Source organism: Streptomyces sp. NPDC059917, assembly GCF_042730635.1.
Classification (GTDB): Bacteria; Actinomycetota; Actinomycetes; order Streptomycetales; family Streptomycetaceae; genus Streptomyces.
In genome coordinates this window covers 21,343-36,387 of sequence record NZ_JBHWLC010000080.1, presented here as the reverse complement: position 1 = coordinate 36,387, position 15,045 = coordinate 21,343, and the positions used below count along the sequence as shown (strand labels likewise).

The 15,045-nt window shown below is 72.8% G+C and carries 15 protein-coding genes; 3 read left to right on the top strand and 12 right to left on the bottom strand.

Going from position 1 to position 15,045, the window contains the following annotated elements; genetic code table 11:
* Positions 1 to 49: 49 nt before the first annotated feature.
* From ACFWAR_RS32515 to ACFWAR_RS32500, 4 genes are all read right to left on the bottom strand, one after another.
* Positions 50 to 805: an AIM24 family protein gene (locus ACFWAR_RS32515; protein ID WP_385785046.1), complete on the bottom strand. Its 756-nt coding sequence runs from the start codon at positions 803 to 805 to the stop codon at positions 50 to 52.
* Between the two features lie 17 nt (positions 806 to 822).
* The gene (locus ACFWAR_RS32510) at positions 823 to 1,503 is read right to left on the bottom strand and encodes an AIM24 family protein (protein ID WP_351043374.1); all 681 of its coding nucleotides are present in this window, start codon (positions 1,501 to 1,503) and stop codon (positions 823 to 825) included.
* Between the two features lie 29 nt (positions 1,504 to 1,532).
* Complete coding sequence (locus ACFWAR_RS32505; protein ID WP_385785043.1) at positions 1,533 to 3,239, bottom strand: TerD family protein; 1,707 nt, start codon at positions 3,237 to 3,239, stop codon at positions 1,533 to 1,535.
* Positions 3,240 to 3,399: 160 nt separating this feature from the next.
* A complete protein-coding gene (locus ACFWAR_RS32500; protein ID WP_385785040.1) occupies positions 3,400 to 3,996 on the bottom strand; it encodes a M48 family metallopeptidase in 597 nt (198 codons plus the stop codon).
* Between the two features lie 196 nt (positions 3,997 to 4,192).
* Between ACFWAR_RS32500 and ACFWAR_RS32495 the strand changes: the two genes are divergently transcribed.
* Positions 4,193 to 5,326 carry a TOMM precursor leader peptide-binding protein gene (locus tag ACFWAR_RS32495; protein ID WP_385785037.1) on the top strand — a complete coding sequence of 378 codons (1,134 nt, stop codon included), beginning with the start codon at positions 4,193 to 4,195 and terminating at the stop codon, positions 5,324 to 5,326.
* Positions 5,327 to 5,367: 41 nt separating this feature from the next.
* Positions 5,368 to 6,696 carry an ABC1 kinase family protein gene (locus ACFWAR_RS32490; protein WP_385785035.1) on the top strand — a complete coding sequence of 443 codons (1,329 nt, stop codon included), beginning with the start codon at positions 5,368 to 5,370 and terminating at the stop codon, positions 6,694 to 6,696.
* Positions 6,697 to 6,717: 21 nt separating this feature from the next.
* On the opposite strand, the gene ACFWAR_RS32485 is transcribed toward ACFWAR_RS32490, so the two are convergent.
* From ACFWAR_RS32485 to ACFWAR_RS32465, 5 genes are all read right to left on the bottom strand, one after another.
* The gene (locus ACFWAR_RS32485) at positions 6,718 to 6,924 is read right to left on the bottom strand and encodes a hypothetical protein (protein WP_385785032.1); all 207 of its coding nucleotides are present in this window, start codon (positions 6,922 to 6,924) and stop codon (positions 6,718 to 6,720) included.
* 113 nt (positions 6,925 to 7,037) lie between these two features.
* Entirely contained in the window at positions 7,038 to 7,367 is a 330-nt protein-coding gene (locus tag ACFWAR_RS32480; protein ID WP_385785029.1) for a hypothetical protein, read from the bottom strand.
* A complete protein-coding gene (locus ACFWAR_RS32475) occupies positions 7,364 to 7,735 on the bottom strand; it encodes a WhiB family transcriptional regulator (protein WP_330332501.1) in 372 nt (123 codons plus the stop codon). The genes ACFWAR_RS32480 and ACFWAR_RS32475 overlap by 4 nt, the downstream gene beginning before the upstream one ends.
* Before the next feature lie 182 nt (positions 7,736 to 7,917).
* Positions 7,918 to 8,250, bottom strand: a complete 333-nt coding sequence (locus ACFWAR_RS32470; RefSeq protein ID WP_385785026.1) for a hypothetical protein — start codon at positions 8,248 to 8,250, stop codon at positions 7,918 to 7,920.
* A gap of 167 nt (positions 8,251 to 8,417) precedes the next feature.
* Positions 8,418 to 10,586 carry an ATP-dependent DNA helicase UvrD2 gene (locus tag ACFWAR_RS32465; protein WP_385785023.1) on the bottom strand — a complete coding sequence of 723 codons (2,169 nt, stop codon included), beginning with the start codon at positions 10,584 to 10,586 and terminating at the stop codon, positions 8,418 to 8,420.
* Positions 10,587 to 10,781: 195 nt separating this feature from the next.
* Here ACFWAR_RS32465 and ACFWAR_RS32460 point away from each other — a divergent pair, with 195 nt between their 5' ends.
* Positions 10,782 to 11,042, top strand: coding sequence for a mycoredoxin (locus ACFWAR_RS32460; RefSeq protein ID WP_385785020.1), 261 nt, complete (start codon positions 10,782 to 10,784; stop codon positions 11,040 to 11,042).
* 58 nt (positions 11,043 to 11,100) lie between these two features.
* On the opposite strand, the gene ACFWAR_RS32455 is transcribed toward ACFWAR_RS32460, so the two are convergent.
* From ACFWAR_RS32455 to ACFWAR_RS32445, 3 genes are all read right to left on the bottom strand, one after another.
* Positions 11,101 to 12,423 carry an MFS transporter gene (locus ACFWAR_RS32455; protein ID WP_385785017.1) on the bottom strand — a complete coding sequence of 441 codons (1,323 nt, stop codon included), beginning with the start codon at positions 12,421 to 12,423 and terminating at the stop codon, positions 11,101 to 11,103.
* Between the two features lie 169 nt (positions 12,424 to 12,592).
* The gene (gene nudC / locus ACFWAR_RS32450) at positions 12,593 to 13,543 is read right to left on the bottom strand and encodes an NAD(+) diphosphatase (RefSeq protein ID WP_385785048.1); all 951 of its coding nucleotides are present in this window, start codon (positions 13,541 to 13,543) and stop codon (positions 12,593 to 12,595) included.
* Between the two features lie 64 nt (positions 13,544 to 13,607).
* On the bottom strand, positions 13,608 to 15,038 hold the full coding sequence (locus tag ACFWAR_RS32445) for a dipeptidase (protein ID WP_385785015.1): 1,431 nt from the start codon (positions 15,036 to 15,038) through the stop codon (positions 13,608 to 13,610).
* Between the last annotated feature and the right edge of the window lie 7 nt (positions 15,039 to 15,045).

Here is a 15,045-nt window from a genome sequence, read left to right as displayed (position 1 = left end):
GCCCGGATCCTCGGGATCCGGGCCCGCCCCCGCGCCGTGGCGCCGGGCGTCAGTTCCAGGCGTTGTTCTGGTTCTGCGCGTGGGCGCCCTGCTGGCCCATGCCGTACTGCGCGGCGAGGCCCTGCCCGAGCTGCGCGTTCTGCGGCGGGAGCAGCTCGCTGGGCTGCACCAGGGCGAAGCCCTGGCCGAGGAAGCTGAGCTCCCAGCCCTCGCCGGTGTTCCCGCGGCGCCGCCACACGCCGGTGGAGTGCGTCTGGGCCTGCATCTGCACGCGCAGCGAGGTGGACCAGGCGACGATGGCGTCCGCGTCGACGTTGACGTACTTGTCGGGCGTGATCTGGAGCATCAGCGGCTGCCCCGAGGTCATCAGGGCGACCTTGCCGCGGCCGGTGATGTTCAGCTGGTACTTCCCCGAGCCGGAGATCCCGTACTGGCTGTCGACCGCGATGGCCTCGGTGTGCAGGGTGGAGTCGAGGGCCAGGACGTAGCTGCTGTCCACGGTCAGGCCGTCCTGGTCGACGTCCACCACGTGCACGTCCTGGGCGAGGTTGGCGAAGTACACCGTCCCCTGCCCCGAGCAGCGCATGAGGTCGAGGCCCTCACCGGTGCGGGCGCGGGCGTTGCGCTGGTTGCCGCTCTGGTACTCGCCGTCGAAGTCGATCAGCCCCTGGTAGGCGACCATCGATCCCTTGCGGGCGAGGACGTCGTCCTGGCCGGTGAGGGAGACCCGCAGCATCTGCGGGTTCTGCACGACGTACCGCTCCTGGGACTGCGCCTCGGAGTGGCTGAAAAGTGCACTTTGCATGATGTGTCCGCTCCCCCTCAGCCCCGGGCCCGGAGCCGGTCGGTGCTGTCCTCGCTCGGCTGTACGACGACGATCCCCTGGCCGGAGAAGGCCATCTGGAAGGCCTCCCCGCTGCCGCGGCCGATCATCGACGAGGCCTTGAAGCTGCGCTTGCCCTTGACCTTGAGGTTCGGCGACCAGGCGACGAGCGCGTCCGGGTCGACGTACGTCTCGTCCTCGCCGCGGCCGCAGTCGACCACGATCGGCGTGCCCCGCGAGGTCAGGGCGACCCAGCCGGTGCCGGAGACCTGGACGTTGAAGAGCCCCTGGCCCGCGAACTTCGCCAGCCCCTTGACCCGCTCGACGCCCCAGGTGAGGTGGGCGTCGAAGGCGAGCAGGTTGGTGCCGTTGACGGAGAGGGCGTCGTTGTTGAGGTTGATGACGACGACGTCCGCGCCGTAGTCGGCGAGGTAGAGCAGGCCGTCGCCGGTGCACTTCATCAGCGGTGCGCCCTCGCCCGTCAGCCACTGCGAGGCCATCTGGCGCACGGCGGGCGGGTTGGGCTCGTACTGCACGAAGCCCTCGTAGGCGACCATCGAGCCGGTGCGCGCGAAGAGGTCGTGGCCGCTCTGCATGGCGACCTTGAGCATGGCGCGCCCGTGGTTCTCCATGCGGGCCGCGACGGGGGTCGGGGCGTAGCCGGCGAGCTGCGGGTTCATGGCGTTCATTGCGTTCATGGCGGGCTCCCTCAGACCTCGTAGGGCTGGACGATGATGAAGTTTCCGGGGGCTCCCCGGAACTGGAGGTTCACGGTCTCCCCGCTGTGCCCGGGGTAGGCGTTGCGGCGCAGCCTGACCTGGCTGGAAATGACCACCTGGGCGCCCGCGGACCACGCGACGATCGCATTGCTGTCGGCGAAGGTGGTCGGGGTGACCGGCAGGACCACGGGGGTGCCGTGCGTCTTGACGACGACCGTGCCGGAGCCCTGGAACTGCATGGTGAACAGGGCGCCGCCCGGAATGCCGTGGCCCTCGATGCGGCGCACCTCGTGCTGGAGCGACTCGTCGAAGGCGAGCACGCTCTCGGCGGAGACGCAGATCCCGTCGCCCTGGAGCTCGATGGCGTGCAGGTGGGTGCCGTTCTCGGCGAGGAAGACCTGGCCGCGGCCGGTGCAGCGCATGAGCTGCATCTCCTGGCCGGTGGCGTTGCCAACGATGCGGCCGGCGAAGCCCGCGCCCTTGTAGCTGAAGTCCACCTTGCCCTGGTACAGCACCATGCTGCCCTGGCGGGCGAGGACGGGCTGACCGCCGACGCCCAGGTCGACGCGCATGAGCTGGTGGTTCTGCGCGGTCCAGCGGGCGCCGGTGGGGGCCTCCTTGTAGAGCTGGAGGGCGGAGGTGAGGCCGGGGGCGGCGGGGGTCTGCGCCGGCATGCCGGGCTGCTGGCCGTACGGGGCGCCGGGCGCGCCGGGCGGCGGGTAGCCGCCGGGGGCCTGGCCGGGGACCTGGTGTCCGTACGAGGGCTGCGGCGGCTGGCCGTAGGGACCGGCCGGGGCGGGCGGCGGCGGGTACTGACCGGGAGCCTGGCCCGGGACCTGGCGCCCGTACGACGGGCTCGGCGGCGGCTGCGGCGGGTGCACGGGCTGGCCGTACGGGCCGGGGGCCGCCGGGGCGGGTGCGAGCGGGCCCACCATGGTGGGGGCGGCGTGCATCGCGGGGGCGGGCTGCGGCGGCGCGGCGTACGGCGCGGGGGCCGGGGGCGGCGTGTGCTGCGGCGGCTGGGCCTGCGGCGGCTGCTGGTACTGCGGCTGCTGCGGCGGTGCGGCCTGCGCGGGGGCCCCGGGCGGGGCGGCGAAGGCCGGGGGCGCGAAGGAGGGCGCGGCGGCGCCCTGCTGCGGGGCCTGCTGCTGCGGGGCTGGGGCCTCTTCCTCGACGACCTCGCCGCCGAAGTTCTTCAGCAGCGCTTCCAGGCCGCCGTCGAAGCCCTGGCCGACGGCGGCGAAGCGCCACGCGTCCTTGAAGTAGAAGTCGCCCAGCATCACGGCGCGCTCGGTGCTGAACTCCGCGCCGGTGAAGGAGTAGCGGACCACTTCCTCGCCGCCGGCGACGACCCGGATGTAGCCCGGACCGATCTGGGACATCTGGCCGGCGCCGTCGATCGTCGCCGTGAAGGAGAGCTTGCGGATGCCCGCCGGGACGCGGTCCAGGGTCACCCGGAAGGATTCGCTGTCACCGGCCTGCTGACCGAGGAGCTGGATGGACTCCTCGGGCGATTTGGGCTGGTTGAAGAAGATGAAGTAGCGGTCGTCCGACAGCCGCTCGTCCGCGTCGAGGCCGAAGCAGCTGATGTCGAAGGTCAGCCCCGGCCCGGCGATCTGTACGCCCACGTACAGATCGGTGCCCGCGGTGAGATCACTGATCTTGGCCTTGTGGCCGCGCTGGAATTCCCTGGCCATACGTAACGACCGTCCCCCATCCCGACGATGAATGCGTGCCCGTCAGGCTAACGGCTCCCGCCGACATCGAACCAAGCCGGTACCGACCCGGTACACATCACGGACGGGTCACGTCGCGGGGCGCGTCACGGGGCGCGTCACGGGGCGCGGCGGCGCGGGCTCATTCCTCGCGCGCGGCCGGGACCTTGGGCAGGCGCTCCGCCGCGACCACGCCTTCGAGGTAGCCGCGCGCCCGCTCCGTACGGGGGTACGCCTCCAGGAGCTGCCAGAAGCTCGGGCCGTGCCCCGGGACCAGCAGGTGCGCCAACTCGTGCAGGAGGACGTAGTCCAGCACGTACTCCGGCATGCCCTGGAGGCGGTGGGACAGCCGGATGCTGGCCTCGGCGGGGGTGCAGGAGCCCCAGCGGGTGTTCTGGTTGGTGACCCAGCGGACCGAGCCGGGGCGCGCGCGGCCGCCGAAGTACTGCTCGGACAGACGCGCGGCGCGCTCGGTGAGTTCCGCGTCCCCCGGGGTCCGCTTGCTCTCCTGCGCGGCAAGCTTGTCGAGCATCACGCCCACCCAGCGCTGCTCCTCCGCCTCGGACATCCGGGCAGGGATGAGCACGACCGTCCGGTCACCCTCGCGGTAGGCGGAGACGGTCCTTCGGCGGCGCGCACTCCGGCGTACTTCGACGGCGCGGTGCGGTGGATCGGCGGACACGGCACGACCGTACCCGGTGGCCAGGGCCGAAGTCCCGCCCCGCGACGGTTCGAACATGATCGATTCGCGGTTCGCTCCCTTCGGCGCCCCCGAATGCCCGCGGATACCCCCGGATGCCCCGGGCGGTCGTCTCATATGCCGAATCGGGTCCACCTGTGGATAACTTTCCGCGCCGCGGACGGGGTGCGGTCATGCTGCGAGAGCGGCGTCGGGGCCGCGGCCCGGTGGGCGAAAGGCGAAAGGGGGAAGGGTGATGTATCCGAAGGTGAAGCCCGCGCTGGCGCGGGCCTGGCGGGACCTGCAGACCGTGCAGTTCGGGGTGACGCCCGCGCACGCGGTGGTGTTCGGGCCGGTGGACACGGCGACGGGAAGCCTGCTCGAAAGGCTCGACGGGACCCGCGGCATGGAACTGCTGCGCAAGGAGGGGGCCGCGCTGGGGCTGCCGGGCGGGCAGGTGGACGAGCTGGTGCGACGGCTCGCGGCGGCGGGGGTGCTCGACGACGCCACGGCGGGCGGTCCGCGGGCCCAGTCGTTGCTGCGGCGCCCGGAGGTGCTGGAGCGGCTGGGGCCCGACCGGGGTTCGCTGTCCCTGGTGCGCCGGGAGCCCGGCGGTGATCTGCGGGGGATCGCGGCGCGCCGGACCGTGCGGGTGCAGGTGCGGGGCAGCGGTCGGGTGGGCGCGCTGATCGCGGCGGTGCTGGCGGGGGCCGGGGTGGGCCGGGTCGAGGTGCTGGACGGCGGCCGGGTGGAGCCGGGGGACGTGGCGCCCGGCGGGCTCGGACCGGAGAGCGTGGGCCGCCCGCGGGCGGAGGCGGCGGGGGCGCTGGTGCGGGCGTCGGCTCCGGGGCGGGCGCCACGGGCCCAGGAGCGGGAGGGGCCCGAGCCGGGGCTCGCCCTGGTGGTGGTCGCGCCCCGGGACGGGCTCCAGGCGTGGGCCCCGGATCCGGACACCGCCGCGGATTGGGTGGCCGCGGGGATTCCCCATCTGTATGCGGGGGTGCTGGAGGGGACCGGGTTGGTGGGGCCGCTGGTGCTGCCGGGGACGACGGGGTGCGCGGGGTGCATGGAGCGGGCGCGGGTGGCACGGGACCGGGGGTGGGCGCGGATGCTGGTGCAGTGGCGCGGGGCCCACCGGCGCCGTGGCCCGGTCGCCTGTGACCTGGGGTTGGCCACGGCGGTGGCGGGGTTGGCGGCGGCCCACGCGCTGGCCTTCCTGGACGGGGAGTTGCCCGCGTCGACGGGGGCCCGCTGGGAGGCGGCGCTGCCCGGGCTGCACTGGGAGCGGGCCCGGGTGCGGGCTCATCCGGAGTGCCCGTGCGGGGCGGCGGGGTCCGGGGAGGGGGACTCCTCCGTCGCCCGAGAGGGACAGGACACAATGGCCGGGTAAGCGCCGCGTGCGGCGCGGCTGGCTGGGAACTGGAGGGGCACATGTCTGATCTTCCCCGGAAGGCGGTCACTCGTACCGTCAAGCTGGCCGCGCTGCCGCTCGGCATGGCCGGCCGGGCCACCTGGGGGTTGGGGAAGCGGATCGGGGGCAAGTCGGCGGAGATCGTCGCGCGCGAACTGCAACAGCGCACCGCCGAACAGCTCTTCCGCACCCTGGGTGAGTTGAAGGGCGGTGCGATGAAGTTCGGGCAGGCCATGTCGGTCTTCGAGGCGGCGCTGCCCGAGGAGGTCGCCGGGCCCTACCGGGCCGCGCTGACCAAGCTCCAGGAGGCCGCCCCGCCGCTGCCCGCCGCGCGGGTGCACCAGGTACTGGCGGAGCGGCTCGGCGAGGATTGGCGGGCGTTGTTCTCGGAGTTCGAGGACAAGCCCGCGGCGGCCGCGTCCATCGGCCAGGTCCACCGGGCCGTGTGGCACGACGGGCGGCAGGTCGCGGTCAAGGTGCAGTACCCGGGGGCCGGGGAGGCGCTGCTGTCGGACCTCAAGCAGCTCGGCCGCTTCGCGGGGCTGCTGGGACCGCTGATCCCGGGCATGGAGATCAAGCCGCTGATCACCGAGTTGCGCGACCGGGTGTCGGAGGAGCTGGACTACGAGTTGGAGGCGGAGGCCCAGCGGATCCACGCGGAGGCCTTCGAGGGCGACCCCGACGTGGTCGTGCCGGACGTCGTGCACCAGAGCGACCAGGTGCTGGTGACCGAGTGGATCGAGGGGACGCCCCTGTCGGAGATCATCGCCGACGGCACCCAGGAGGAGCGCGACCGCGCCGGGCAGTTGCTGGCCCGGTTCCTCTTCTCCGGTCCCGCACGCACCGGGCTGCTGCACGCCGATCCGCATCCGGGCAACTTCCGGCTGATGGAGAGCCCGGACGGCCGACTCCGCTTGGGGGTGCTGGACTTCGGTACGGTCGACCGCCTCCCGGGCGGGCTGCCCAAGCCGGTGGGCCGCTCCTTGCGGATGACCCTGGACGACGACGCCGAGGGGGTCTACGGGCACCTGTGCGCCGAGGGCTTCGTGAAGGAGTCCATCGAGCTGGACCCGGACGCGGTGCTGGACTACCTCCGCCCGATCATCGAGCCGGCGAAGGTCGACGAGTTCACCTTCACCCGGGCGTGGATGCGCAGCCAGGCGGCCCGGATCGCCGACCCGCGCTCCCCCGCGCACCAGTTGGGCCGGCAGATCAACCTCCCGCCGTCCTACTTGCTGATCCACCGGGTGACGCTGAGCACGATCGGGGTGCTGTGCCAGTTGGGTGCGACGGTGCGTCTGCGGGAGGAACTGGAGGCCTGGCTCCCGGGGTTCCTGCCGGAGTCCTGAGCCGTCGCGCCGCTTCCCGGCTCACCACCAGGAGGAGTCGAGCCTGCCCTCGATCGCGCGGAGGTTGGCCCGGGCGCAGTCGTGGCAGAAGTACTGCCTGCTGCCGTTCTCGACGGAGCAGGTCCACGTGGGCGGTGCGCCCTCGGGGGCGCGGGCGCCACAGCGCGCGCAGGTGACGGGAGGGGCCTCACAACCCTGGGGCGCGGGGCGGGGAGTCGGCTGGTCCACCTCCCGACGATACCGCCGCCCGGTGCGCGGCGTTCCGCAACGCACCGGGGGGCCGCTCCGTTCGGAGCGGCCCCCCGGTGGGTCTGCTGGTGTCACTCCAGGCGGTGCCTGGGTCAGTTCATGACGGCCATGGCCAGTGCACGACGGGCGCGCAGGGACACGCGCTCGGCTCGCCGCTGCATGCGGCGGGCGGCGACCACGCGCAGGGCGCGGCGTTCGCCGTCGGCCTCACGCATGCGGTCGGCCATATGGGCACGGGCCAGGGCTTCTGGAATGAGTTGCATCTCGCGGGTCCTGTTCTGACGCGAGGTGATCGCGCCCATGGTGATGAAGTCTTCGGTGGCGGAGCCGGACGGCTGCTCGCTCGTGTGCTGCGGGGTCATGAGGGCCTGCTTCAGGGGATCGCGCGTCAGGGGGCGGTCGATGGTTCCGGTGGTGTTCATGCCGCGACGACCGGGTTCTTGCGCGGACGACCACGCGGACGCTTGCGGGCGACGACGACGCCCTGGACGAAGAGCTCGCCACCCCAGACGCCCCAGGGCTCGCGGCGCTCGACCGCACCGGCGAGGCAGGCCTCGACCAGCGGGCACGTGCGGCAGAGCGACTTGGCGTACTCGACATCGGCCGGGGACTCGGCGAAGAAGACCTCCGGGTCGTAGGTGCGGCAGGCGACGGGTACGCCGAGGTTCTCGATGGCGTCGTCGAGCGCGGTGAGCGCGGTGAGGGGAGTCAAGGTGGAGTCCTCCGGGACTGCGGGCGGGGAGATCGTCTGGGTCTGCGGTACGGACGGGGCGTGCGCTTCGAGTTGCACGGTGGTTTCTTCCTCGTCTGGTTCGTCAAGTCGTTCCGGCCGGTCGGCCGGGTTCGGCTGGTACCTGTTCTTGCCAGTCCCGTGGCCCCTTCGTGTTGTCGTCCCCGGTCGGGGACAAACAAAAGGGCCGCGGATCCCGGGTGGGGTTCCGCGGCCCTGAAGGCGCCGGTCTGATCTTTCGATCAGACTGGATCACTCCAGGGTTCGAGCCCGCGGAAGGCCCACATCAGGTGGTGCTGCGTCGTCTGCTTCGTCTGGTTTCCGGCACCGGCTGCCGCCGCAAAGCCGCCATAGGCATGCGCCTTGGCCTGGCCAGCTGCTACTGCCACCGGTGCCTGGAACGGTCGTTCATTGCGCTCGCTCACCCGGCGGGTGACCAGGGCGACGGGGCTGACCGCGGAAATGGCGGACAGACCGGTGCCCAGGACGGAGGGCGCAGAGGTAGCGAGAAGCAGGCAGGAGGAAGCGGCAACCGAGCGATCGGTCAGTTTGGTGGTGGTCATCAAGCTGGTCACTGGTCTCGCCTCCTCTCGGCGTCTCGGGGAGTCGGCCCGAGGGCCTGTCCCATGCGTATTCGGATAAGTACAGCACGAATCCGGGGCTTCGGAGAAGCCACCGTTTCCGTTGCTAAGAACCTATGGGGCTTCACAGGGCATGTGCAAACTATTTTTCCGACGAGTTTCTACGCGTCGTCCGCGACACCGCTCCCAGGCTCCTCACCTGCGCAGATGGCCAGGACATCCGCCCCGAACCGGTCGAGCTTTCGTCCACCCACACCCGAGATCATCGACAGCTCCCCCGCCTCGGACGGCGCGGCCTCCGCGATCGCCATCAGGGTCTTGTCCGTGAAGACGCAGTAGGCGGGCTGGCCCAGCTCCTTCGCCTGGCCCGCGCGCCAGTCCCGCAGCCGCTCGTAGAGGCCTTCGTCCATGTCGGACGGGCAGTCCTCGCACCGCATCAGCTTCAGCTCGCCCGCCTCGGTCAGGGTCTTGCCGCAGACCCGGCACAGCGCGGGCCCGCGCCGGACCCGCTTGCGGGCCCCGCGCTCGGCGATCGCGACCGCCGAACGGCTCCCCGCGGCCGTGGAGCCCGGTCGCAGGCCGTTCAGGAAGCGGCTGGGCCTGCGGGCCGCCCGACCGCCCGGAGCCCGCGACAGGGACCAGGAGAGCGTCAGGTGCACCCTCGCCCGGGTGACGCCGACGTAGAGCAGCCGGCGCTCCTCCTCGACCTGCTCGTCGGTCTTGGCGTAGGTGATCGGCATCATGCCGTCGGTGAGGCCGACGAGGAAGACCGCGTCCCACTCCAGGCCCTTGGCCGCGTGCAGCGAGGCCAGGGTGACGCCCTGGACGGTCGGGGCGTGCTGGGCGGCCATCCGCTCCTCCAGCTCGACCGCGAGGTCGGCCAGGGTGGCCCCGGGTCTGGCGCGGGCGAAGTCCTCCGCGAGGCGGACCAGCGCGGCGAGCGATTCCCACTGGTCGCGCACGGCCCCGGACCCGGCCGGCGGCTCGGTGGTCCAGCCGTTGGAGCTGAGCACGGCCCGGACCTGGGAGGCCAGCCCGACGACCTCGTCGACCAGCGGGTCGTTCCCCCCGGAGCGCGCGGCGCCCCTGAGGGTGAGCATGGCCTTCTTGACCTCGGGGCGCTCGAAGAACCGCTCCGCGCCGCGCAGCTGGTAGGGCACGCCGGCATCGGCGAGGGCCTGCTCGTACACCTCGGACTGGGCGTTGATGCGGTACAGCACGGCGATCTCGCCCGCGGGGACGCCCGCGGCGATCAGGTCCCGGATCCGCCCGGCGACCCCCTCCGCCTCGGCGGGCTCGTCGGGGTACTCGGCGTACGCCGGGTCGGGGCCCGCCTCGCGCTGGGAGACCAGCTCCAGGCGGTGCTCGGCGGCCCGGCCGGTGGCCTGGCCGAGCAGCCCGTTGGCGAGATGGACCACCTGCGGGGTGGAGCGGTAGTCGCGGACCAGCTTGACCACGGTGGCCTGCGGGTAGCGGGTGCGGAAGCCGAGCAGGTGGTCCGGGGTGGCGCCGGTGAAGGAGTAGATCGTCTGGCTGGCGTCGCCGACGACGCACAGGCTGTCCCGATCGCCGAGCCACAGCTCCAGCAGGCGCTGCTGGAGGGGGCTGACGTCCTGGTACTCGTCGACGACGAAGTGCTGGTACTGGGTGCGGATCTGTTCGGCGATGTCGTGGCGGTCCTGGAGGATGCCGACGGTGAGCAGCAGCACGTCCTCGAAGTCGATCATCGACCGGTCGCGCTTGAGCTGCTCGTAGGTGCCGTAGATCTGGGCGATCTCGGCCATGTCCCGGGGGGCCTCGCGCCCCGCCTTGAGGGCGGCCGCCGGGTAGTCGGCGGGGACGGTCTGGGTGACCTTGGCCCACTCGATCTCGCCGGTGACGTCGCGCAGCTCATTGCGGTCGAGGCGGATCCGGCAGCGCGCACCGGCCTCGGCCACGAGCTGGATCTTGCGCTCGACCAGGCGCGGAACGTCGCCGCCGATCGCCTTGGGCCAGAAGTACTGGAGCTGGCGCAGCGCGGCGGAGTGGAAGGTCCGCGCCTGGACGCCGCCGGCGCCCAGGGTTCGCAACCGCCCGCGCATCTCGCCCGCGGCGCGGTTGGTGAAGGTGACCGCCAGCACGCTCGCCGGCATCAGCTGGCCGGAACGCACCCCGTAGGCGATGCGGTGGGTGATGGCCCGCGTCTTGCCCGTACCGGCACCCGCCAGCACGCACACCGGCCCCTGCAGGGTCGTGGCGACCTCGCGCTGCTCCGGGTCCAGGCCCAGGAGCACCGCGTCGGCCGAGTCGGCGGCGGCCGGGAAGGATGAGGAGTGCGTTGCTGCTGTCACCCCGCCATGCTGCCAGGTCCGGTGGGTCGGGCGAGAAACCTGTCCACAGCCGGTCCGAACCGGTCATACGAACGCACGCCCTCCCCCGGTCGCCCCCCGCACCGGGGCCCCGGGAATGGGCGGGCGCCTTCGTACGTTCGACTACTCGGACGCATCCAGACCGCCCACCAGCCCCTCAGAAGGAGAGCTCCCGCCATGCAGGACAAGGGTTCCGTGACGATGTACAGCACCACGTGGTGCGGCTACTGCCGCCGGCTGAAGAGCCAGCTGGACCGGGAAGGCATCGCCTACACCGAGATCAACATCGAGCAGGACCCCGAGTCGGCCGCCTTCGTCGAGAAGGCCAACGGTGGCAACCAGACCGTTCCCACCCTGCTCGTCGTGGCGCCCACGGGCACCGAGTCCGTGATGACGAACCCGAGCCTGGCCCAGGTCAAGCAGGCGCTCGCCGTCTGATCTCCTCCTGATGTACGCGCAAGGGCCCCCGCTCCGGCGGGGGCCCTTGCGCGTGCGGTCAGGCGGCCGGGGCCCGGTCGGCGGCGGCGTCCGGGGTCGTTCCGGCGGCGGCCTCGCGGTCGGCCCGGCGGCGGAGCGCGTCCTCGTCGGTGCGGGCGTCGTAGGTGAACAGCTTGGGGAGCAGCGCGGACAGGACGGCCACCGAGGCCACGCAGGCCACGCCGCCGGTCCAGAACGCGGAGCGGGTGCCGGTCCAGCCCGCCATGGTGCCCGCCCGGACCTGGCCGAGCTGCGGGCCGACGCTGTAGGAGAGGACCTCGATGCCGGCGAGCCGGCCGCGCAGCTCCTCGGGGATGGTCTGGTTCCAGATCGTGGCGCGGCCGAGGCCGCTCAGCATGTCGCCCGCGCCCGCCACGGCCAGGCAGGCCAGCACCACCCAGATGCTGCCGGTCCAGCCCGCTGCCGCCACGGCCAGCCCCCACACGGTCGCCCCGCCGATCACCAGCAGGCCGTGCCGGTGGACGCGCGAGGTCCAGCCGCTGGTCAGGCCCAGCAGGAGGGAGCCGACCGCGCCCGCCCCGTACATCAGGCCCAGGGCCCACACCGCGTCCAGCTCGTCCGCGAGGAACGGGAAGATCGTGTTGGGGAAGGCGAAGAACATCGCCGCGAGGTCCACCGCGTAGGTGCCGAGCAGCACCGGCCTGCTCCACGCGTACCGGGCGCCTTCGGCGATCGAGCGCAGCGAGGGCCGCTCACTGCCCTGGACGGGCGGCGCGGGCGCCAGCCGGGTGCACAGCAGCACGGAGGCGACGAAGCCGATCACCGTGACCCCGTAGGCGCAGGCGTACCCCGCCCACGCCACGACCAGGCCCGCCAGGGACGGTGCGGCGATGGCGCCGATGTTGTAGCGCAGCGAGTTCAGGGCGGCCGCGGCCGTCATCTGGTCGTGCGGGACGATCCGGGCCATCAGGGAGTCCAGGGCGGGCCGCTGGAGGCCCGCGAGACCGGAGACGCCCGCGGCGACCACGTACAGCGGCCACAGGAGCGGGTCCGGGAGGACCGCGTTGACCAGCAGGATCAGGGCCAGGACACCGAGACCCGCCTCGGTCAGCAGGATCAGCCGCCGCCGGTCCACCGCGTCCGCGAGCGCCCCGCCGTAGAGGCCGCACACCACCATCGGTACGAGCTCCACCGCGCCCATCGCGCCCACCGCCAGCGGTGAGTCCGTGAGGTGCTTGATCTGGAGCGGCAGGGCGATCATCGCCATGAAGGAACCGAAGAAGGTGACCGTGCCCTGCCAGAAGAGCAGTCGGAAGTCGCGGCTGGAACGCCAGGGCGTCAGATCAGGCAGGAGCGCGGAAAGGCGTCGGGGGGTACTCACGACGGACCATCATCCGCAGGCGGACAGAAGTCGACAAATGATTTGTTCCCGACCGCCCGGACGCCCGGCCGCCCGACCAGCCGACCGACCGCCCAGCCGCCCGGTCCGTGTACCGGGCGGGCGGGCGGGCGGGTGCAGGTGGTCGGATGCGGGCGGCCGGGTGCGGGCGTCAGGCGGTGGGCTTGGGGAGGGGGGCGCCGTACCAGAGCTCGACCAGGCGGGCCGCGATGGAGATGCCCGCGGGCGGGAGCACCTCGCCGGCCTCGATCGCGCGCCGCAGGTCCTCGCGGGAGAACCAGCGGGCCTCCTGGATCTCCTCGCCGTCCACGGTGATCTCCGAGGAGATCGCGCGGGCGTTGAAGCCGAGCATCAGGCTGTACGGGAAGGGCCAGGGCTGGCTGGCGACGTACTCGACCGCGCCGATCCGGACGCCCGCCTCCTCCCACACCTCGCGGATCACCGACTGCTCGATGGCCTCGCCCGGCTCCACGAAGCCCGCCAGGGTCGAGAAGCGCCCCTCCGGCCAGTGCACCTGGCGGCCGAGCAGCGCGCGGTCCTGGTCGTCGGTGACCAGCATGATCACGGCCGGGTCGGTGCGCGGGTAGTGCTCCGCGCCGCAGCCCGGGCAGCGCCGGATGTGGCCCGCGGCCGCGACCACCGTGCGCTCGCCGCAGCGGGAACAGAAGCGGTGCATGCGCTGCCAGTTCTCCAGGGCCACCGCGTGCACCATCAGCCCGGCGTCCCGCGGGGAGAGCAGCAGGCCGGCCTCGCGCAGGCCGGCCGGGCGGGCCGACTGGTCCATGCGGCCGGGCAGCGAGTCCTTCTGGAGCGCGAAGTACCGCACGCCGTCCTCACCGGTACCGAGGAAGTAGCGGTGCGTCTCGGTGGCCGGGGCCTCGAAGGCCGGGGTCATGACGATCTCCGTGCCCCCGTCCGGGGTGTCGTCGATCAGCACCTGGCCGCCGGAGACCACGAAGACGCGGGTCGTCGGGTGGCTCCAGGCCGCGGCCAGCCAGGCCTCGTCGAGGCGGTGGTGCGCGGCGCGGTCGATGCCGCTGGGCGCGGTCAGCGAGACGGGCCGGTCGGCGGCCAGGCCGTCGGCGGCGTGCTCGGTCGAGATGCTCACTAGTACTTCCAACTCCCCCGGAGTGGTGGGACGGGTACGGGCGCGGGTGCGGGCGCGATCAGCCGGCGGTGGGCACGGAGGCGGACGCGGACGCGGGCTTCCAGTTCTCGGCGAGGTCGGACCACAGGTACGCGGTCGTTTCGACGCCCTTGAGCAGCAGGTCCAGCTCGACCTTCTCGTTCGGCGAGTGCCAGCCGTCGGAGGGTACGGAGATCCCGAGGAAGAGCACGGGCGCGCCCAGCACGTCCTGGAGGTCCGCCGCGGGACCCGAGCCGCCCTCGCGGGTGAAGCGGATCTTCTCCCCGAAGGCGCGCCCCATGGCCCGTACGACCGACCGCAGCGCCGGGTGGTCCAGCGGGGTCAGGCAGGGCCGGGTGGGGGCGCCCCAGACGATGGAGTGGCGGATCCCGTCGGGCACCCGGGCCGCGACCCAGTCCGTCACGGCCTTCTGGACCGCGTAGGGGTCCTGGCCGGAGACCAGCCGGAACGACAGCTTCAGCTGGGCGGAGGCGGGGACGATGGTCTTGCCGCCGGGCCCCTGGTAGCCGCCGCCGATGCCGTTGACCTCGGCCGTCGGGCGGGCCCAGACCCGCTCCAGGGTGGAGTAGCCGGCCTCCCCCGAGGCCGCGTGTGACTTGGCGGTGCGCAGCCACTCGGCCTCGTCGAAGGGCAGCTCGGCGATCAGCGCGCGCTCGGCGTCCGTCAGGACGGCGATGTCGTCGTAGAAGCCGGGGACGGTGACCCGCTCGTCGGCGTCGTGCAGCGCCGCGACGAGGCGGGCGGCCACGGTCGCCGGATTGGGCACGGCGCCGCCGAAGGCGCCGGAGTGGATGTCCTGGTCCGGCCCGTTCAGCTCGATCTCGCAGTCGGCGATGCCGCGCATGCCGGTGCAGACGGTCGGGGTGGTCTCGGACCACATGCCGGTGTCGGAGACGATCACGACGTCGGCGGCGAGGCGGGCGGCCTGGGCCTCGACGAGGGCGCGGAAGTTCGTGGAGCCGGACTCCTCCTCGCCCTCGATCAGCAGCTTGAGGTGCACGGCGGGGGCGGCGGCGCCGGTCGCGGCCAGGTGCGCCCGTACGCCGAGGGTGTGGAAGAACACCTGGCCCTTGTCGTCGGCCGCGCCCCGCCCGTACATCCGGTTGTCCTTGATCACCGGCTCGAACGGCTCGGTGTGCCAGCCGTCGGCGAGCGCGGCGGGCTGTACGTCGTGGTGGCCGTAGACCAGGACGACGGGCGCGTCCGGGTCCTCGCTGGGCCATTCGGCGAAGACGGCCGGGGCGCCGGGAGTGGGCCAGATCTCGGTGACCGGGAAGCCGGTCCCGGCCAGCGCCGAGGCGAGCCACCGCGCGCTGCGCTCCACATCGTCCGCGTGCTCGGGCTGGGCCGAGACGGAGGGGATGCGCAGCCACTCGGCGAGGTCGTCGAGGAAGGCGGCGCGGTGCGTGTCGATGTAGGTGCGGACGGCGCTGTCCGGGGTCTGGCTCATACCCACG